This window comes from Variovorax jilinensis, assembly GCF_030316885.1.
Classification (GTDB): domain Bacteria; phylum Pseudomonadota; class Gammaproteobacteria; order Burkholderiales; family Burkholderiaceae_C; genus Variovorax; species Variovorax jilinensis.
Window position 1 is genome coordinate 1,443,980 of the sequence record NZ_JASZYQ010000001.1, and the last position, 20,030, is coordinate 1,464,009.

The following is a 20,030-nucleotide window of genomic DNA, read 5'->3' on the forward strand; positions in this document are numbered from 1 at the left end:
TAATGCGGCCACCACCCTTTCCCACAGAAGAATGAAGCAAGACATCGAAGCGTTGAAGCAGGCTTTCAGGGCGGGGCGGCACACGGAAGCCATCGCCGAGTGCGAAGCCTTGTGCGTTCAGGAGCCTGCACATTTCGAGGTCAAGAGGTTGTGCGCCATGATGCACGCGCTGGTGGGCAACTATGCCAGGTCGCTCGAATTGCTACAGCAGGTTCGCAAGCAAAGCCCGGAGGACGCGGACGTCCTGTTCAACATCGGGACGTGCCAGAGAGAGCTCAGGGATTTCAAGGGCGCAGCAGACTCATTCAAGACCTATACCGAAAAGTTTTCGGGCCACGCGGATGGTTGGGCAAGCTTGGCCGAGAGCAAGTTTCACTTGAACGAGTTCAAGGAAGGCGTCGCGCTGGCCGACCGGGCCATCAAGCTCGACTCTCGTTCGGTGCCTGCGTGGACAGTCCGGGGAAACTGCCAGAAATCGATGCGGCTCTTCAACGATGCTTTGGCCAGCTTCACCCAGGCCATCCAACTTGCGCCGGACGTCGCCGAGCTAAGGATTCACCGGGGTGACACGTGCGACATCGTTGGCGACCTGAAACAGGCTGCCGCGGACTATACGGCGGCCCTGGCCCTCACTCCGAACGACAGCCAGACCTTGGAAAAAGCCACCCATTGCCTGCTGCAACTGGGCAGGGGCAAAGAGGGAATCCGGCTCTGCCGCGAGATTCTGAAACTCCATCCGGACAACCTCACGGCCAAGCTTGGCGCGGAATGGTTGTTGAGCAAGCTCGTTCCGGTTTGGCATTTGTCGATGATGAACGAGGAAGATCGCAATCGTCCTTATTACGAAGGGCTGAAATCGGTCGTCACACCGGACAAGGTCGTCTTCGAGATCGGAACGGGATCAGGGCTTCTTGCGATGATGGCCGCGAAGCTCGGGGCGCAGAAGGTCTTCACATGCGAGGCAGTCAGTGTGGTTGCCGACACTGCTTCGAAGATCATCGAGCGCAACAACTTCCAGGACCGAATCAAGGTCCTGGCAAAGCCCTCGTATGCGGTGCAGCTCCAGAAGGACCTGCCCGAGAGGGCAGACATACTGGTCCACGAAATTTTTTCCAGCGAGCTGTTGGGGGAGCATGTCCTTCCAGCGATCGAGGATGCCAAGGCCCGCTTGCTCAAGCCGGGTGGGGAGATCCTGCCGTCCTCGGCAAGCATCATGATTGCGCTGGTCGGTGGAGATGAACTTGGAAAAGAGCTTCACGTCGGAGAGGCCTTCGGATTCGACCTGCGCCTGTTCAATGCCATCCATCCGAAGAAGCGCCCGATTCATCGCGAAGACCTGCCTCGCGTTCTGCTGACCGACGATACGGAGGCCTTCCGCTTCGATTTCTGCAAGGCGTCGACATTTCCCGCCGAAAAGAAGCGGCTCGAGTTGACTGCGGTTCAGAGCGGGCTGTGCTACGGGGTGATTCAGTGGATTCGCTTCGAGCTCGGCGCCGGTATCGTCTTCGAGAACCACCCTGCGAAGCGCCGACCTGTCGCGAACTGGCAGCACACGATCTACTGCTTCGACGAGCCGCTTCACCTGGAAGAAGGCTCAGTCGTCACGGTCAATGCCATGCACGATCGGTCGAGGCCATGGTTCGACCTTGCGATTGATGGACAAGGGGCAAAGCCCTAGAAGCTGATCGTCATCGGATCCCAGCAGGGAGTGATGAAAGAGCCTCGGGCGGACCGGCGCCGCGCCTTCAGCGCAACGCCCCGGCCGCGCGTGCAATGGCGTCGTTCACGGTCGACTGCGCATTGAGGTTGCGCACCGTGCCGAGTGCATTGCTGCTGGCGTTGATCACGGTCTCATTGACGATGTGCTGGTTGTCGAGCGTGTTCTGGATCACGGTGCCGTGGCTGCCGGCCTGCTGGGCCTCGAACAGGTTGCCGGGCCCATTCTGCACGAGGTTGAGGCCGGCCATCTGCCGGCTCAGCTGCGCCGCCTGCGCGGCGGTCAACTGGTTGAGCTGGCCGAGGTTCAGCGTGGTCTGCGTCATGAGGTTGCCGTTGATCCAGGTCGCGCGCGAGATCCCGAAGGTGACCAGAAGTCCGCCGCCCGGATCGAAGCCGCCGCGCAACCGGTCGAGCGTGTGGTCGCCGACGGCCAGCCAGGTCTCGGCGTGTCGCTCGATCGGCGCCGGCCCGTCCGCAGCCGCCGGTGCAGCAGCCAGCGTCGCAAGCGCTGCCAGGCAGATGCCGGGCAGCGCGCGCGACAGGTGGGCGTGCCACGGCGCCATCAGAAATCCCCCGGCCCGAACTTGGGCAGCGTGATGTCGGTCAGGCTCTCGCGCGCGATGCCCGCGGAGAAGGGCGCACGGGGCGCCGCGCGCCAGTCGGCCGCGACGTTGAAGCGCGCCGCATCCATCCGGTTGTGGATCACGAAGAGCAGATGGTTCTGCCAGCTCTTCTCGAAGGCCTCGCGCGACATCGCGCGCGTGCCCTGGGCCGGATCGCCGATCAGCACGCGGCCGTCCTGCAGGCCCTTGACGACCACGAAGTGGTGATAGCCGTCGGCATTGATCAGCACGATGGCCGGAACCCGCGCCTCGTTGAGCTTGTCCAGCGGCTGCTCGAAACCGTCGGCCTCGAAGCCGTGCGCGGCCAGGAAGCGCTTCATGTCGAGCAGCGAGAAGCCCTCGGTCTGGATCTTCTTCTGGTCGCCATTGGCGTACATCTGCTCGAACACGCGCTGCTCGCTCACCGGATAGCCGTAGTGGTGGGTCAGCAGCGTCGCGATCGCGGCCGAGCCGCAGCTGAAGTCGTATTTCTGGATCGTCGTGCGGCCGGTGCGCGCCATCTTCAGCGAGGTCATGGGCAGCACCACGTCGCCCATCGCGATCGAAGGCATGTAGGCGCCCTGAGCGCAGGCCGTGCCCGCCGCCGCAAGCAGGGCGAGCGACATCAGCATGCGGTGCATGGCGATCGGCCCTCAGTTCATCTGCAGGTGCAGGATGGTCGCGTTCTGGATCAGCACGTTGGCACCGCTGTTCTGGATAACGATCGGCAGGCCGTTCATGTTCGCGAAGGAGCCGGCGCTGATGCTGTTGTCGCCGGTGCTCACGTTGCGCGCCGAATTGTTGGCCGTCGTGCCGCGCAGCATCATGTCGTTGTGGACGTCGGTACCGCCGCGCGAGCGCGCGAGCGTGTCGGCGTCGACTGCCTGCGCCGTGAAGGCGACCGCCGGCATCGGTGCCGCGGCTGGCGTCGCGTGGACGGCCTGGGCCGCCGCCGTCATCGGCAGCAGCGGCGCCAGCGCCAGGCCTGCGAGCCCGAGGAGGGTGGTGATCTTCATGGCGTCTCCCTTTCAGCCTCTATGAGGTCGCGAGACCTTCGCCGCCGCACGGCCCGCACATGGCGGACGCTGCGGCGGCGAATCGGTCTCGCCCTGCGATCAGCGACCCACGGACAGGTTGGCCTGCACGTTCACGCTTTGCTGAACCAGCGAGGCCATGCCGCTGTTCTGGTTCGCGACCATGATGCCGGCGGCGGTCTGGCCGACGCTGGTCATGGTGTTGCTCATGTTGAAGGTGCCGGCATTGACGGTGTTGGTACCGCCCGCGCCGCCCGTGCCGCCTGCGCCTGCACCGCCGGTGCCGCCCTGCGCGGTGTTGGTTCCGCCGTTGCCGGCGCCACCGGTGCCGCCGGCACCGCTGCCGCCGTCGCCACCTGCGCCGCCGGTGTTGCTGCCGTTGGAGGCGCCGCCGTTGGTCGCGCTGCCATTGGTGCTCGTGCCGCCTGCGCCGCCGGTGCCGTTGCCCGCGGTGCGGGTGCCGCCGCCGGAACTGGTTGCCGTGCCGCCGGCTCCGCTTGCGCCGCCTGCACCGCCCGCGCCGCTCGCAGCGCCGGCGCCGCCCGCGCCGCCCGCGGCACCGTTGCCGCCTGCGCCACCTGCACCCGTGGTGCCGCCGCCGTCGCCGTTGGCACGGCCGCTGTTGCCGCCGTCGCCGCCACCGCCGCCGCCGCCGCCACCACCGCCGCCACCACCGCTGCCGCTCGAGCCCGCAGCGCCGCCGCGCGAGCCGCCGGCCAACGCCAGGCCGCCGAGGTTGGCACCGCGTGCGCTGCCGCCATAGCCGTTGCCGCCGTCGCCGGCAGTCGAACTGCCGTTGGTGGCGCTGCCGTTGGTGGCGTTGCCGTTCGTGGCCGAGCCGCCGATGGCGCCGGCCGCGGCCGCGCCGCCATTGCCGGTGCCGCCGGTACCGCTGCCGCTGGCCGTGCCGCCCCTGCCGGTGCCGCCGGTGCCGCCATAGCCCTTGCCGCCGTTGGCGTTGCCGTAGTTCGCGGCCTGGTTGCCGATATTGCTGACGCCGTTGTACGACACGGTGCCGTTGAGATTGCTGCTCGCGGTCGCCGTGGTCTTGTTGAAGTTGAAGGCGTTATCGAAGGTTCCCGTGGAGCCGTTGTTCAACGCCGCGGAGCGCGATGCGCTGGTCGATGCATCGCCGGTCTTCGTGCGCTGGCTGCTGTCCGTTCGCGTGCGCTGGCTGCTGTCGGTGTAGGTGCTGCTGTCGCTGTACTCGACATTGATGTTGGCGTTGATATCGTCGCCGCGCCCTGATGGACCTGCCGTCTGCTGCGCCGACGCGGCGCCGATGAAGCCGAAGGCAACGGCGATCGCCGAAGCCAGAAGTGACTTTTTCATGGACCCTCCGGAAAGTTGAACGAACAAGGGGAATTGATATGCGTTGCCGCAAATCAGGGGTCGATGTGCAACTTCGATGCCAGCAAATTACGGCTTGTTTCGCGGCTGCACGCGCTCACTGGAGAAACCACGTTCGAGGCCCTCGTGCGTGGCGGGAAATCGATGAAGGGGCATGGCGACGGAGCGCTTTTCGGCATGCGTTGTGTCACAGGCCTTGGACGGCCGTTCGTCGTAGTCGCGCCTGTGCCCGCAGTGGCGTGCGATCCGCCACGATGCCTCGCGTCACCTCCTTGCGCGTGGCCACTGTCACGTGGCAGTGACAGCATCTGTCGCGATGTGCGAGTCGATCGCCGTCTCGGCGCGCAAGTCGGTCGCGAGCCGCCTCGGCCGCGCTGCCCGTCGGGTGCGGCCATCCATGCAATCGCGACCTGCATCGCGGGTGTGACACTGCAGGCTCGGACGCATAAGTGCTTACCTTTGTTTGCAACTTGCACCTTGTCACTTTTTGTTTAAAACGATTAGTCTGCGCCGCACAGGCCTTCGAAGAAGGGTCGTGCAGAAGCCGCAAAGCAGAAGCAAGAAGCTGACAGAGGGGATGTCAATGGAGACTCACGGTCCGCACCGGGCGCTGGCGTTGCTGGCCTGTTCGTCGCTCCTGTGCTCGGGTGCGATGGCACAGAACACTTCATCGCCGGCCGCGCGCAACGCAGCGAGCGCGAGCAAGCGCATCGAGGCACTGCAGCAGCAGCTGCAGGAGCAGGGCCGGCAGATCGATGCATTGCAGAAGCAGGCCGGCGAGCAGGATGCGCGCTTTCGCGAACTGCAGGAGCGCCTCGCCACGCAGGAGGCGCGTGGCGCACCGCCGCCTGCCGGACCTGCGCAGGCTGGTGATCGCAGGACGCAGGTCGCGGCTCCCGGCGGAGGTGGTGGCAGTGGCGGAGGCGGTGATGCCGATGCACCGCGCCAGGTCCAGGTCGGCGTCGCGCCGGTCGAGGAGTCTCAACCGCCCCAGGTCGCGCAGCTGTTCGACGAACCAGGCGTCCTCACGCCCAAGGGCAAGTTCGTGTTCGAGCCGTCGATGTACTACGGCTACTCGTCGAGCAACCGCGTCGCCCTGGTCGGCTACACCGTCATTCCCGCGCTGCTGATCGGACTGGTGGATGTCCGCGAGTTCAAGCGCAACACCTTCATCGGCACCTTGACCGGCCGCTGGGGCGTGACCAGCAGGTTCGAGCTCGAGGCCAAGCTGCCGTACGTGTCGCGTTCGGATTCGACCATCAGCCGCGAGATCTTCACGGGCTCCGCGCTCGACAACGTCTTCAATACCAGCGGCAAGGGCATCGGCGATGCCGAGTTCGCGGCGCGCTACCAGCTGACCGACGGCAAGGGCGACGTCCCCTACGTGATCGGCGGCCTGCGCTTCAAGAGCCGCACCGGCAAGGACCCGTTCGAGGTCGTCACCGACTGCGTGACCCGCTGCGTCGGCAACGCCACGGGCACTGGCCTGCCGATGGACCTGCCGACCGGCTCGGGCTTCTATTCGCTGCAGCCCGGCATCACCTGGCTGGTGCCGTCGGACCCGGCAGTGTTCTTCGGCGGCCTCAACTACACCTACAACTTCTCGCGCAGCGGCATCAGCCGCGTCGTCCTCAACGGCGAGAGCGAATTCATCGGCGACGTGAAGCCCGGCAACGTCTGGGGCTTGAACTTCGGCATGGGCCTGTCGATCAACGAACGCTCCTCGTTCAGCCTTGGCATGGAGCTGTATTCGATTGGCCCCACCCAGCAGAACGGCCAGACCGTGGCCGGCTCGGTGCGCACGCAGCTGGCTTCCCTGCTGCTCGGCTATTCGTACCGCTACGGTCCGAAGACCACGCTCAACGTGACGGTCGGTGCCGGCCTCACGCGCGATACGCCCGACCTGCAGCTCACGGTGCGGCTGCCGATGTCGTTCTAGCGTTGCGGGTGCGCCCTTGAAGCAAGCCTTCTCTCTCCTGTGTCTCAACCTGGGCGGTCCGTCGAGTCGGGTCGCAGAGCAACTGCTCGCGGCCGGCTGGGAGGTGGCGCAGGCGCCGGACCTCGCGAGCGCGGCGCGGCTGCAGGCGCAGCGCCGGTTCGCGGTGAGCCTGCTGGTCGCGGGCGCTGCGACGGGCGTGCCCGAGTCCGCGCTCGAGACCTGCGTGCAGGCCTCGTCGGGCTCCGAGTGGCTGGCCGTGTGCGAGCCCGAGGCACTCGACGCACCGGCCTTCCGCGAGCTCGTGCTGGGTTCCTTTCTCGGTCACGTGCTGCTGCCGCTGGACCTGCGCGAGCTGGAGGCCCTGCTGCGCCATGCCGGCCAGCGCGCGCTGCTGCGTCAGCGCCACGAGGCCGACCGGCGCCATGCGATCGACGAACTGGGAATGGTCGGGCAGGGGCCGGCGCTCACGCGCCTGCGCCATCAGATCCGCAAGGTCGCGGCGACCGAGGCGCCGGTGCTGATCGGCGGCGAGAGCGGCAGCGGCAAGGAGCTCGCCGCGCGCGCCATCCACCAGTGCTCGCCGCGCTCGGCAGGGCCCTTCGTGGCCGTGAACTGCGGCGCCATCTCGCCTTCGCTGATCCAGTCGGAGCTGTTCGGCCACGAGCGCGGCGCCTTCACGGGCGCCTCGTCCGAGCGGCGCGGATTCATCGAGGCGGCCAGTGGCGGCACCATCTTCCTCGACGAGATCGGCGACCTGCCGATCGAGTTGCAGACCAACCTGCTGCGCTTCCTGCAGGAGAAGACCATCAGCCGCGTCGGCGGCGTGCGCAACCTGCATGTGGACGTGCGCGTGGTCGCGGCTTCGCATGTGGACCTGGCGGAGGCGGTGGCGGTGGGCCAGTTCCGCGAAGACCTGTTCTATCGCCTGAACGTGCTGTCGATCGACGTCGCGCCGCTGCGCCGTCGCAAGGAGGACGTGCCGATCCTGGCCGAGTTCTTCTTTCAGCAATGCGCGGCCAAGGGCAAGACCGCGACCCGCGTGCGCGGTTTCAGCCGCCAGGCCGTGACCGCGATGCTGGCCCACGAATGGCCCGGCAACGTGCGCGAGCTGTTCAACCGCGTCCAGCGTGCGGTGGTGATGACGGACCGGCGCCTGATCGCGCCGGCCGACCTCGGCCTGGCGGCGGTCGACAACCCCGTGGGCATGGGCCTCGACGCCGCGCGCACCGTGGCCGAGCGCGACGTCATCGGCCTCACGCTCACGCGCGTCGGCCGCAACATCACGCATGCGGCGCGGGAACTCGGCGTCTCGCGCATGACCCTCTATCGCCTCATGGAAAAGCACGGCATCGCGCTCGATTCGGAATCGCGGCCGCATGCCACGCCTGCCTGGCCCGCTGCGGCACAGGCGCTGCGCGATCCGCCTGCACGCCTGATCGACGCGGCACGAGACGTCTTCGCGGCGGATGCGCCGCAGACCGCATTCCGGGCCGACTGGTCGCGGGCCGGGAAGCCGGCCGGGCGCGCATAGCGCGCCGTTCGTCCGCTTCGTTCAGAGCGAGGCCGCCACGGCGACCGCGCTGCGCACCGCGCCCTCGAGCGTGGCCGGATAGGGCCCCTCGACATGGTCGCCGCAGGCCCAGAGGCCGTCCGCCACCCATTGCCGCGGTCGCCGCAGGCCGGGCGTGCAGGCGAAGGTGGCGCGCCGTTCGACAACGGTCGTCACTGGCCGCAGCCCGCCAAGGTCCAGTTGTGCGTGTGCCTGCGCGAGCACCTGCTGCTGCAGCGTCTCGCGCTCGCCCTGGCTGGCGCTGACCACGAAGGCCAGCAGTCCGTGCGGCCCGCCGAGCTGGCCGCGATCGAAGACGAACTGGGCCGGCGCGTTGGCCGTGCTGCGCAGCGCGAGCAGCGGCCGCGCGAGCCTTGCGTTGCCGTGCAGGTAGATGGTCGCGATGGCTTCGTGCTGCAGCGCATCCGCCGTCGCGGCCCATGCGGGCGCCAGCCCTACCGCCAGGCGCGCCGCCTCGCCGGGCGGGCAGGCCAGAACCACGCGGTCGAAGTGCTGGCCGTCGACCTGCCAGCCTGCGCCGTCGCGCGTCATCGTCTGCACCCGACGGCCCGTCTCGCACCGGGCGCCCTGGCGCAGCAGCCATTGCGCTGCCGTGTCGGGAAAGAGCGCGCCGAGGTCGACACGCGGCAGCAGCAGCTGCGAGCCGCCGGGCACCTTGAACAAGGCATCCTCGAGCACCCGCAGGAACACCTGGCCGCTCGCGCGCGCGGGTGGCGTGTTGAGCGCCGACAGGCACAGCGGCTCGGTCAGTTCGGCATGCACGCGCGGCGTGAGCCCGGCGCAGAGCCCGGCCACGGTCTGGTCGGCCGCGCAGGCAAAGCGCTCGGCCTGCCAGCGCCCCGAGGTGCGCAGCAGCGAGAGCTTGTCCTGCCACGACCAGCCGCGCGCGCCGAGCACACCCGCGAGCACGTCGAGCGGCACCAGGCGGCGGCTGGCGCGGTCGAGCCACTCGGGCAGGGCCGGCAGCGACAGGCCGCCGCCATCGGGAAAGCGCAGCGCGAGCGGAATGCGCTGCAGCGCGGCACCGGGGTCGACGCCGACCTCGGCCATCAGCCGCAGCGTCTCGGCATAGGCACCGATCAGGATGTGCTGGCCGTTGTCGAGCAGCGTGCTGCTGCCGTCGGGCAGGGTGGCGGGCAGGGCGCGCGCCCGTCCACCCCACAGGCGCGCGCTCTCGAGCACCGTGACCGCGTGCCCGGCGCGCGTCGCCTCGACCGCGCAGGCCATGCCGGCCCAGCCGCCGCCAACGACCGCGACCTTCACTGCAGGCCTGTCCGAGGCGGGTGCGCCGGGGCGCGCGTCACAGCTTCCCCAGGGCCTGGACGCGCCACGCCAGCCAGAGCTTGCGCACGGGCGTCAGGCTCACGCGCTGGTCGAGCACCTGGAAGTCGTCGCGCGCGATCTCCTCGAGCAGCGTGCGGTAGATGCTGGCCATCATGAGCCCGGGCTTCTGCGTCCGGCGGTCGGCGGCGGGCAGCAGGGCCAGCGCCTCGTCGTAGGCGGCGCGGGCGCGATCGGCCTGGAAGCGCATCAGCGCCACGAAGCGCTCGGAATGCACCCGGTTGAGGATCTCGTGCGCCTTGACGTCGAACTGCTGCAGCTCGTTGACGGGCAGGTAGATGCGCCCGCGCCGTGCGTCCTCGCCGACGTCGCGGATGATGTTGGTGAGCTGCAGCGCCAGGCCCAGCTTGTGGGCGTAGTCCGTGGTCTGAGGCTCGCTCTGGCCGAAGATGCGCGCCGCGCCTTCGCCCACCACGCCGGCCACGAGGTGGCAGTAGCGCCGCAGCGCGGGGAAGTCGAGGTAGCGGGTCTGGTCCAGGTCCATCTGGCAGCCTTCGATCACCTGCTGCAGCAGGCGCTCCTCGATGCCGTAGGCTGCCGCGTGCGGCATCAGCGCCTGCAGCACCGGGTGGCGCGGCTGTCCGGCATAGGCCTGCGCGACCTCGGTGCGCCACCAGGCCAGCTTGGTGGCGGCGACGCCGGGGTCGCTGACCTCGTCGACGACGTCGTCGATCTCGCGGCAGAAGGCGTAGAAGGCCGTGATCGCGGCGCGCCGCGGCTTCGGCAGAAACAGGAAGGCGTAGTAAAAGCTGCTGCCCGATGCAGCGGCCTTGTCCTGGACGTACTGCTCGGGGGTCATCGTGGGGAACTCCTCATGCGGCCGATTGTCTCCGCATCCGCAGGGCCCGCCAGGCCAGCAGGGGTGCATCGGCGACGCCGACGGTCGGGCGGCCCGTGAAGGTGTCGCAGCCGCGCGCCTCGATCTTGTCGAGGATGCGGTGGCCCCCCTGGACCACGAAGCGCAGCTCCCAGCCCGCGCGACCGGGCAGGCGGTGCACCAGCGGTGCGCCCTCGTTCATCAGCGCGCGAGCCCACGCCACGAGGCTCGCGACCAGCTCGATCGCCGCGCGCGGCGGCGCGGCCGGCCCGATCGGCGCAAAGCCCGCGAAGTCAGCGGGCGCCAGGCCATGGGCGAGGCAATCGGCCTGCGGCAGGTAGTAGCGCCCGCGCGGCAGGTCGACGCTCAGGTCCTGCCAGAAGTTGATCAGCTGCAGCGCGCTGCAGATGGCGTCGCTCTGCGCCAGCGAACGCGTGTCGTGCACGCCGTACAGGTGCAGCAGCAGCCGGCCGACCGGGTTGGCCGAGCGGCTGCAGTAGTCGAGCAGACCGTCCCGGTCGGCATAGCCCGTGCGGTCCCGGCTCTTGCCGATGTCCTGCATGAAGGCCGAGAGCAGGTCTGCGAGCAGCGATTCGGGCAGGCCGAAGTCCGCGATCGCATGCGCCAGCGGGCCGAACACCTCGGGCCAGCGCGAAGCGGACGGCGGCTTGCCGCCCGCCACCGCCGCAAGCTCAGCACGGTAGGCCTGCAGGGTCGCGAGCCGCTCGGCCGCGTCGGCATCGCCCTCGTCGGCGATGTCGTCCGCGGTGCGGGCGAAGGTGTAGATGGCAGCGATCGGCGGCCGCAGCCGCGGCGGGCACAGCCAGGAGGCGACCGGGAAGTTCTCGTAGTGGGTCGGTGGGGCCGCGGTTTCGGGAATTGAAGGAGATGACACGCGCAGGATTGTCCCGCACGCTACGATCCGGCTGGCCTCGGCCCTCCACACACCATGAACACCCTGATGCGCAAGCCTCCCGCCGCCGAGGCCGCGCCCCCCCGCCCGACGGGTGCCCTGGTCGTCATCGGCGCGCTCGGCGTGGTGTTCGGCGACATCGGCACCTCGCCGCTGTATGCGTTCAAGGAAACCCTCAATCCGCAACACGGCATCGGCTTTGCGCCCGAATCGGTGCTCGGCCTGCTGTCGCTGATCTTCTGGGGCCTGATGTTCGTCGTGACGCTGAAGTACGTGGTCTTCGTGCTTCGCGCCGACCACGACGGCGAGGGCGGCATCCTCGCGTTGCAGGCGCTGGCCCGGCACGCGGTCGAGGGCTCTTCGACCCCGCGCTGGCTGTGGCATGCGATCGGCCTGCTGGGGCTGGTGGGGGCCGCCACCTTCTACGGCGACAGCCTGATCACGCCGGCGATCTCGGTGCTGTCGGCGGTCGAGGGCCTCGAGGTGCAGGCCCCTGGGCTGCAGCCCTTCGTGATCCCGATCACGGTGGCGATCCTGGTGGCCTTCTTTGCCGTCCAGCGCCGGGGTACGGGTGCGGTGGGCCGCGTGTTCGGGCCCGTGATGCTGCTGTGGTTCGTGCTGATCGCGGCGGCCGGCCTGTGGCAGGTGCTGCAGCAGCCGCAGGTGCTGGCCGCGCTCGATCCGCGCCATGCGGCCGGCTTCCTGGTCACGCACCGTGCGCAGTCGCTCGCGGTGCTGGGCGCGGTCTTCCTGGCCTTCACGGGCGGCGAGGCGCTGTATGCCGACATGGGGCATTTCGGCGCCCGGCCGATCCGGCTCGCGTGGCTGTTCATCGCGCTGCCGGGCCTGGTGCTCAACTACTTCGGCCAGGGCGCGCTGGTGCTCGGCAATCCGGACGCGATCGACAACCCCTTCTTCCGCCTGTTTCCCTCCTGGGGCGTGCTGCCGATGGTGGTGCTGGCCGCGATGGCGACGGTCATCGCGTCTCAGGCCGTGGTCTCGGGCGCCTTCTCGCTCACGGCGCAGGCGATGCGCATGGGCTACCTGCCGCGCATGCGCATCGTCCAGACCTCGGGTGACGCGATCGGCCAGATCTACGTGCCGACCATCAACTGGCTGCTGATGGCCGGCGTGCTGCTGCTGGTGCTGGGCTTTCGCAGTTCGAGCGCGCTGTCGGCCGCCTACGGCATCGCGGTGTCGATCACCATGGTCACCACCACGCTGCTGACCGGCATCGTCGCCTGGCGCCTGTGGCGCTGGAACCGGGTCGCGGTCCTGATCGGCGTGGCGTGTTTCGCGCTGGTCGACCTTACCTTCGTCGTCGCCAACAGCCTCAAGATCGGCGACGGCGGCTGGCTCACGCTCGCGGTGGCGGCGGTCGTGATGCTGCTGTTCACCACCTGGGGCAAGGGGCGACGGCTCGGGCTCGCGGCGGCCGAGGCGCACCGGCTGCCGCTGCTGCCCTTCGTCGCCTCGCTGGAGGCCCACATGCCGCACCGCGTCAAGGGCACGGCCGTGTTCCTCAACCCGGACGCCGAGGCGGTGCCGCACGCGCTGCTGCACAACCTCAAGCACAACCAGGTGCTGCACGACCAGGTGATCGTGCTGCGCGTGCTGGCCTGCGACACGCCGCGGGTCGACGCCCGCCATCGCATCGAGGCCGCCGCGCTCGGCAGCGGGATATGGGTCGTGACCGCGCGCCACGGCTACATGGAGCGGGCCGACGTGCCCGAGTTCATCCGCATCCTGGCCTACCAGAAGGGGCTTGCCTGCGAATCGATGACGATCTCGTATTTCGTCTCTCGCGCGGCGCTGGGGTCGGAGCCTCTGCCCGGGATGAATGCGCTGCGCTGGGCGCTGTTCAGCTGGCTGCAGCGCAACGCGGGGCGCGCCTCCGACTACTTCGAGCTGCCGGGCAACCGGCTGGTCGAACTCGGCCAGCGGGGCTGAGCGGAGTCGCCGGTGCCAGCCGCGCCTTCGAGCGCGAGAGCGAAGCCGAGTTCCAATTTGTTGACATGGATTCACGTTTACCCTAGATTACTAACCGGCCGGTCATTAATGACCCCGTTCCATTTCGAGGGCTCACTTCATGACCGCGTCGACTTCCCGTTCCGTGTTCCGCCTCGCGTGCCTGTCGCTGGCCGCGCTGGCACTGGCCGGTTGTTCGAGGCCGCCGCCGCCCGAGGAGCCGCTGCGCGCGGTCAAGGTGGTTCAGGTCGGCGCCAGCACCTACGACACCGAACCCGAGTTCTCGGCCGAGGTCAAGGCACGGGTCGAATCGCGCCTGGGCTTTCGCGTCGCCGGCAAGATCGCCAGGCGCCAGGCCGAACTCGGCCAGCACGTGAAGGCCGGCCAGGTGCTGGCCCAGCTCGATCCGCAGGATCTCAAGCTCGCGGCCGAGGGCGCCCGCGCGCAGCAGGCGGCGGCGCTCACCAACCGCGACCTGGCGCTCGCGGACCTGAAGCGCTACCGCGAACTGCGCAACCAGAACTTCATCAGCGGCGCCGATCTCGAGCGCCGCGAAAGCACCTACAAGGCCGCCCAGGCGCAGCTCGAGCAGGCCCAGGCCCAGCTCTCGGTGCAGGGCAACCAGGCCAACTACGCCAACCTGGTGGCCGACGTGCCGGGCATCGTGACCGCGATCGAGGCCGAGCCGGGCCAGGTGGTGGCGGCCGGCGCCCCGGTGGTGCGCATCGCCCAGGACGGCGCCCGCGACGTTGTCTTCTCGGTGCCCGAGGATCGTGCCTCGCTGGTCAAGCCGGGCTCGCCGGTCAAGGTGCGCGGCTGGTCGAGCAACGAGGCCTTCGACGGCACGGTGCGCGAGGTCGCTGCCAGCGCCGACGCCGTGACGCGCACCTACGGCGTCAAGGTCTCGATCGACGCCGCCACCGCGCCGCCGCTCGGCGCCACGGTCTATGCGCGGCCCAAGGCGCTGTCGCGCAACGGTGCGCAGGTGATCAAGCTGCCGACCAGCGCGCTGCGCCAGGACGGCGCGGGCACGGCGGTCTGGGTGCTCGATCCGGCCAGCCTGACGGTGCGCTCGCAGCCCGTGCAGGTGGCCACGGCCGACGGCAACGACGCCGTGATCGCCTCGGGCCTCACGCCGGGAATGATGGTGGTCGCGGCCGGCGTGCACGTGCTGCAGCCGGGCCAGAAGGTGTCGATCTATCGCGACAAGAATGCGCTTCTGCAGCAGCAGCAGGCCCCGGCGCAGCCGGCCGCAGCCGCCCCGGTGGCCCAGCGCTGAGGCCGACGCGATGAGCGAACCGCAGAACGCCGAGACCGGCAAGGCCGGATTCAACCTTTCCAAGTGGGCCCTGGAGCACGCGGCCCTCACGCGCTACCTGATGCTGGTGCTGATGCTGCTGGGCTTCGCGTCCTACTTCCAGCTCGGCCAGGACGAGGACCCGCCCTTCACCTTCCGCGCGATGGTGGTGCGCACCTACTGGCCTGGCGCCACCGCGCAGCAGGTGGCCGAGCAGGTGACCGACAAGCTCGAGCGCACGCTGCAGGAGGCACCCTACGCCGACAAGATCCGCAGCTACTCGAAGCCTGGCGAGTCGCAGATCATCTTCGAGATCAAGGATTCGTCGAAGGCCGGCGAGGTCGCGAACGTCTGGTACACGGTGCGCAAGAAGATCGCCGACATGCGCCAGACGCTGCCGGCCGGCATCCAGGGCCCGTTCTTCAACGACGACTTCGGCGACGTCTACGGCGTGATCTACGCGCTCGAGAGCGAGGGCTTCGGCTATGCCGAGCTCAAGGCCTTCGCCGACGACGTGCGCCAGCGCCTCCTGCGCGTCAAGGACGTGGCCAAGGTCGAGCAGTTCGGCGTCCAGGACGAGAAGATCTTCATCGAGGTCTCGCAAAAGCGCATTGCCCAGCTCGGGCTCGACTTCAACGCGGTGCTGGCGCAGATCGGCTCGCAGAACGCGGTCGAGAGCGCGGGCACGATCCAGTCGCCGCTCGACGTGGTGCAGGTGCGCGTCGGCGGCCAGTTCACGAGCGTCGAGCAGCTGCGCGCGATGCCGATCCGCGGCAGCTCCGGCAGCCAGCTGCGCCTGGGCGACATCGCCGAGATCCGGCGCGGCTATGTCGATCCGCCGGCGATCAAGGTGCGCCACCAGGGCCGCGAGGTGATCGCGCTCGGCGTCTCGATGGCCAAGGGCGGCGACATCATCGCGCTCGGCAAGGCGCTCGATGTCGCCACCGCCGAGATCGACAAGCGGCTGCCGCTCGGCGTCAAGCTGGTGCAGGTGCAGGACCAGCCGGTGGCGGTGTCCAGTTCGGTCAACGAGTTCGTGCGCGTGCTGCTCGAGGCGGTGGCGATCGTGCTGGCCGTGAGCTTCATCGCGCTCGGCCTGCACAAGGGCGGGCGCTTCGGCTGGTACGTCGACGTCCGGCCGGGGCTGGTGGTGGCGATCACGATTCCGCTGGTGCTCGCCATGACCTTCCTGGCCATGAACTACCTGGGCATCGGGCTGCACAAGATCTCGCTGGGTTCGCTGATCATCGCGCTGGGCCTGCTGGTGGACGACGCGATCATTGCGGTCGAGATGATGGTGCGCAAGATGGAGGAGGGCTACGACAAGGTGCGCGCCGCCACCTTCGCCTACGACGTCACGGCCAAGCCCATGCTCACCGGCACGCTGATCACGGCGGCCGGCTTCCTGCCGATCGGCCTCGCGAAATCGGTCACCGGCGAATACACCTTCGCGATCTTCGCCGTCACCGTCATCGCGCTGGTGCTCAGCTGGTTCGTCTCGGTGTACTTCGTGCCCTACCTCGGCACGCTGCTGCTGAAGGTAAAGCCGCACGATCCCGACGCGCCGCCGCACGAGCTGTTCGACACGCCGTTCTACAACGCCTTCCGCCGCTCGGTGAACTGGTGCGTCGAGCACCGCTGGCTGACCATCGGCGCCACGGTGCTGATGTTCGCGCTCGGCATCGTCGGCATGGGGCGCGTGCAGCAGCAGTTCTTCCCCGATTCGAGCCGGCCCGAGATCCTGGTCGAGATGTGGTTCCCCGAAGGCACCTCCTTCGCCGCCAACGAGGAAGTGATCAAGCGCGTCGAGCAGCGCCTCAAGGGCGAGGACGGCATCACGACCGTCACGAGCTGGATCGGCTCGGGCGTGCCGCGCTTCTACCTGCCGCTCGACCAGGTGTTCCCGCAGACCAACGTGGCGCAACTGCTGGTGCTCTCGAAGGACCTCAAGTGGCGCGAGAAGCTGCGCCTCAAGCTGCCGGCCGTGCTGGCGGAGGAATTCCCCGAGGCCCGCGGCCGCGTCAAGCTCCTGCCCAACGGCCCGCCGGTGCCTTACCCGGTGCAGTTCCGCGTCGTCGGTCCCGACCCGGCGCAGCTGCGCGGGCATGCCGACGAGGTCAAGGCGCTGATGCGCGAGAACGCCCACATGCGCGGCGTCAACGACAACTGGAACGAATCGGTCAAGGTGATCCGGCTCGAGGTCGACCAGGACAAGGCGCGCGCGCTCGGCGTCACGAGCCAGGCGATCGCGCAGGCCTCGCGCACCATGTTCAGCGGCACCACGGTCGGCCAGTACCGCGAGAACGACCTGCTGATCGACATCGTGCTGCGCCAGTCGCCCGACGAGCGCGAAGCCATCTCCGACATCGGCAACGCCTACCTGCCGACGCCCTCGGGCCGCTCGATTCCGCTGACGCAGATCGCCAAGCCGGTCTTCACCTGGGAGCCCGGCGTGATGTGGCGCTGGAACCGCGACTACGCGATCACCGTGCAGGGCGACATCGTGGAAGGCATGCAGGGCGCGACGGTCACCAACGAACTGCTGCCGTCCCTGCGCGCGCTCGAGGCCAGGTGGCAGGCCGCGGGGCAGGGCGCCTACCGGATCGACGTCGCGGGCGCGGTCGAGGAGAGCAGCAAGGGCTCGGCCTCGATCGTGGCCGGCGTGCCGATCATGCTGTTCCTGGTGTTCACCCTGCTGATGCTGCAGCTGCACAGTTTCAGCCGCTCGCTGCTGGTCTTCATCACGGGGCCGCTCGGCATCGTCGGCGTGGCCGGCGCGCTGCTGCTGCTGAACCGGCCCTTCGGCTTCGTCGCCTTGCTCGGCGTGATCGCGCTGATGGGCATGATCCAGCGCAACGCCGTGATCCTGATCGACCAGATCGAGATCGACCGCGCGGCCGGCGTGCCGGCCTGGGACGCGATCGTCGAATCGGCCGTGCGGCGGCTGCGCCCGATCGTGCTGACCGCGGCGGCGGCGGTGCTGGCGATGATCCCGCTGTCGCGCAGTGTGTTCTGGGGCCCGATGGCGGTGGCGATCATGGGCGGCCTCATCGTGGCGACCGTGCTCACGCTGCTGGCGCTGCCCGCGATGTACGCGGCATGCTTCCGCGTGAAGCGCGAGAGTGCACCGGCGCCGGGAAGCGTCCCGGTTAGCGTTTAAAATGCGCGGTTGACCGATTTCAGGCGGCCGGGGCGACGAGCCCCAGCCGCTGCAAGACACCGGACGATCCCGAGCATGCCGCCCCTTCCAGGGCGCGCTCGGTTTGCCCGGCCAACACCTGAAAAACACTGGAACCGCGCGGGTGGCGAAATTGGTAGACGCACCAGGTTTAGGTCCTGACGTTCGCAAGAACGTGCCGGTTCGAGTCCGGCCCCGCGCACCAGCACAAAAGACCCCTCAAAAGGAAGACTGAAATGACCGTGAACGTTGAAACCCTCGAGAAGCTCGAACGCAAGATCACGCTGACCTTGCCGGTCGGCACCATCCAGTCCGAGGTCGATTCGCGCCTCAAGAAGCTGGCCCGCACCGTCAAGATGGACGGCTTCCGTCCAGGCAAGGTGCCGATGAACGTCGTCGCCCAGCGCTACGGCTACTCGGTCCACTACGAGGTCATGAACGACAAGGTCGGCGAGGCCTTCGCTCAGGCCGCCAACGAGGCCAAGCTGCGCGTCGCCGGCCAGCCGCGCATCACCGAGAAGGAAGAGTCGCCCGAAGGCGAACTGGCCTTCGACGCGGTGTTCGAAGTCTTCCCCGAAGTCAAGATCAACGACCTGTCCAGCGCCGAAGTCGAGAAGGTCGACGCCGAAGTCGGCGACGAGGCGATCGACAAGACGCTCGACATCCTGCGCAAGCAGCGCCGCACCTTCGCCCAGCGCGCCCAGGACGCCGCCGTGGCCGATGGCGACCGCGTCACGGTCGACTTCGAAGGCAAGATCGACGGCGAGACCTTCCAGGGCGGCAAGGCCGACGACTTCCAGTTCATCGTCGGCGAAGGCCAGATGCTCAAGGAGTTCGAGGATGCCGTTCGCGGCCTCAAGTCCGGCGACAGCCGCACCTTCCCGCTCTCGTTCCCGGCCGACTACCACGGCAAGGACGTGGCCGGCAAGCAGGCCGACTTCATGGTCACCGTGAAGAAGATCGAGGCTTCGCACCTGCCGGAAGTCAACGAACAGCTGGCCAAGTCGCTCGGCATCGCCGACGCGACGGTCGAGGGCCTGCGCGCGGACATCAAGCGCAACCTCGAGCGCGAGGTCAAGTTCCGCCTGCTGGCGCGCAACAAGAACGCGGTCATGGACGCGCTGCTCGCGAGCGCCGAGCTCGACCTGCCGAAGTCGAGCGTGCAGGCCGAAGTCGACCGCATGGTCGAGGGCGCCCGTGCCGAACTCAAGCAGCGCGGCATCAAGGACGCCGACAAGGCACCGATCCCCGACGACGTGTTCCGCCCGCAGGCCGAGCGCCGCGTGCGCCTGGGCCTGGTGGTGGCCGAACTGGTGCGCGCCAACGAACTGCAGGCCAAGCCCGAGCAGATCAAGGCCCACATCGACGAGCTCGCAGCCAGCTACGAGAAGCCGGCCGACGTGGTGCGCTGGTATTTCAGCGACAACCGCCGCCTGGCCGAGGTCGAGGCCGTGGTCATCGAGAACAACGTCACCGATTTCGTGCTCGGCAAGGCCAAGGTCAACGCCAAGTCGGTGTCGTTCGACGACCTGATGGCGCAGCAGGGCTGATCCGGCCCCGCCTGCGTTTTCATGGGGCTTGTGCTTTGTGGCACGAGCCCCATTTCGTTTGGGTACAGTACGAAATCCCTCTGGAGAGCACACATGAGCGCACAGGACATTCAAGGCCTCGGCATGGTTCCGATGGTCATCGAGCAATCGGGCCGCGGCGAGCGTTCCTACGACATCTATTCGCGCCTGCTCAAGGAGCGCGTGATCTTCCTGGTCGGCGAGGTCAACGACCAGACCGCCAACCTCGTGGTGGCGCAGCTGCTGTTCCTCGAGAGCGAGAACCCGGACAAGGACATTTCCTTCTACATCAACTCGCCGGGCGGCAGCGTCAGTGCCGGCATGGCGATCTACGACACCATGCAGTTCATCAAGCCGGCCGTGTCGACGCTGTGCATCGGCTTCGCGGCCAGCATGGGCGCCTTCCTGCTGGCGGCCGGCGAGAAGGGCAAGCGCTTTTCGCTGCCCAACTCGAAGATCATGATCCACCAGGTGCTCGGCGGCGCCCGCGGCCAGGCCACGGATATCGAGATCCACGCCCGTGACATCCTCAAGACGCGCGAGCAGATGAACCGGATCCTGGCCGAGCGCACCGGCCAGCCGCTCGAGAAGATCGCGCGCGACACCGAGCGCGACTACTTCCTGACGGCCGACGAGTCCAAGGACTATGGCCTGATCGACCAGGTCATCTCCAAGCGGAGCTGAAAAGGCGACCGGCGCCTCAGGCGCGCAGGCGAGAACGGCGTTTTCCCTGG

The 20,030-nt window shown here is 68.4% G+C and carries 15 protein-coding genes and 1 tRNA gene; 9 read left to right on the top strand and 7 right to left on the bottom strand.

The window, feature by feature from the left end; all coding sequences use genetic code 11:
• Positions 1 to 31 precede the first annotated feature (31 nt).
• Entirely contained in the window at positions 32 to 1,678 is a 1,647-nt protein-coding gene (locus QTH87_RS06980; RefSeq protein ID WP_286607955.1) for a tetratricopeptide repeat protein, read from the top strand.
• 67 nt (positions 1,679 to 1,745) lie between these two features.
• Here the strand turns inward: QTH87_RS06980 and QTH87_RS06985 are convergent, their stop codons facing one another.
• The 4 genes from QTH87_RS06985 to QTH87_RS07000 form a co-directional block, all read right to left on the bottom strand.
• On the bottom strand, positions 1,746 to 2,282 hold the full coding sequence (locus QTH87_RS06985; protein WP_286607957.1) for a hypothetical protein: 537 nt from the start codon (positions 2,280 to 2,282) through the stop codon (positions 1,746 to 1,748).
• Positions 2,282 to 2,953, bottom strand: a complete 672-nt coding sequence (locus QTH87_RS06990) for a C39 family peptidase (protein WP_444812747.1) — start codon at positions 2,951 to 2,953, stop codon at positions 2,282 to 2,284. Before QTH87_RS06990 ends, QTH87_RS06985 begins: the two co-directional genes overlap by 1 nt.
• A 21-nt stretch (positions 2,954 to 2,974) precedes the next feature.
• Entirely contained in the window at positions 2,975 to 3,337 is a 363-nt protein-coding gene (locus QTH87_RS06995; RefSeq protein ID WP_286607959.1) for a hypothetical protein, read from the bottom strand.
• A gap of 99 nt (positions 3,338 to 3,436) precedes the next feature.
• On the bottom strand, positions 3,437 to 4,687 hold the full coding sequence (locus QTH87_RS07000; RefSeq protein WP_286607960.1) for a hypothetical protein: 1,251 nt from the start codon (positions 4,685 to 4,687) through the stop codon (positions 3,437 to 3,439).
• 595 nt (positions 4,688 to 5,282) lie between these two features.
• On the opposite strand from QTH87_RS07000, the gene QTH87_RS07005 reads away from it, so the two are divergent.
• The gene (locus QTH87_RS07005) at positions 5,283 to 6,644 is read left to right on the top strand and encodes a transporter (protein WP_286607961.1); all 1,362 of its coding nucleotides are present in this window, start codon (positions 5,283 to 5,285) and stop codon (positions 6,642 to 6,644) included.
• 16 nt (positions 6,645 to 6,660) lie between these two features.
• Complete coding sequence (locus tag QTH87_RS07010; RefSeq protein WP_286607963.1) at positions 6,661 to 8,175, top strand: sigma-54 interaction domain-containing protein; 1,515 nt, start codon at positions 6,661 to 6,663, stop codon at positions 8,173 to 8,175.
• Positions 8,176 to 8,196: 21 nt separating this feature from the next.
• Here QTH87_RS07010 and hpnE read toward each other — a convergent pair whose 3' ends face one another.
• From hpnE to hpnC, 3 genes are read right to left on the bottom strand one after another with little or no spacing between them, the layout of a single operon-like run.
• On the bottom strand, positions 8,197 to 9,477 hold the full coding sequence (hpnE, locus tag QTH87_RS07015; RefSeq protein WP_286607965.1) for a hydroxysqualene dehydroxylase HpnE: 1,281 nt from the start codon (positions 9,475 to 9,477) through the stop codon (positions 8,197 to 8,199).
• Positions 9,478 to 9,514: 37 nt separating this feature from the next.
• On the bottom strand, positions 9,515 to 10,354 hold the full coding sequence (gene hpnD, locus QTH87_RS07020; protein WP_286607966.1) for a presqualene diphosphate synthase HpnD: 840 nt from the start codon (positions 10,352 to 10,354) through the stop codon (positions 9,515 to 9,517).
• 13 nt (positions 10,355 to 10,367) lie between these two features.
• Positions 10,368 to 11,273 (bottom strand): squalene synthase HpnC, encoded by a 906-nt coding sequence (gene hpnC, locus QTH87_RS07025; protein WP_286608058.1) that lies wholly within the window; start codon positions 11,271 to 11,273, stop codon positions 10,368 to 10,370.
• A 60-nt stretch (positions 11,274 to 11,333) separates the two neighbouring features.
• Between hpnC and QTH87_RS07030 the strand changes: the two genes are divergently transcribed.
• From QTH87_RS07030 to clpP, 6 genes are all read left to right on the top strand, one after another.
• Positions 11,334 to 13,235, top strand: coding sequence for a potassium transporter Kup (locus QTH87_RS07030; protein WP_286608060.1), 1,902 nt, complete (start codon positions 11,334 to 11,336; stop codon positions 13,233 to 13,235).
• A gap of 139 nt (positions 13,236 to 13,374) precedes the next feature.
• On the top strand, positions 13,375 to 14,532 hold the full coding sequence (locus tag QTH87_RS07035; RefSeq protein ID WP_286607968.1) for an efflux RND transporter periplasmic adaptor subunit: 1,158 nt from the start codon (positions 13,375 to 13,377) through the stop codon (positions 14,530 to 14,532).
• Between the two features lie 10 nt (positions 14,533 to 14,542).
• Complete coding sequence (locus QTH87_RS07040) at positions 14,543 to 17,710, top strand: efflux RND transporter permease subunit (protein WP_286607969.1); 3,168 nt, start codon at positions 14,543 to 14,545, stop codon at positions 17,708 to 17,710.
• Between the two features lie 136 nt (positions 17,711 to 17,846).
• Positions 17,847 to 17,933, top strand: a tRNA-Leu gene (locus QTH87_RS07045).
• 31 nt (positions 17,934 to 17,964) lie between these two features.
• Entirely contained in the window at positions 17,965 to 19,278 is a 1,314-nt protein-coding gene (gene tig / locus QTH87_RS07050; RefSeq protein ID WP_286607970.1) for a trigger factor, read from the top strand.
• A gap of 93 nt (positions 19,279 to 19,371) precedes the next feature.
• Complete coding sequence (gene clpP / locus QTH87_RS07055) at positions 19,372 to 19,980, top strand: ATP-dependent Clp endopeptidase proteolytic subunit ClpP (protein WP_286607971.1); 609 nt, start codon at positions 19,372 to 19,374, stop codon at positions 19,978 to 19,980.
• The last annotated feature ends 50 nt before the right edge of the window (positions 19,981 to 20,030 follow it).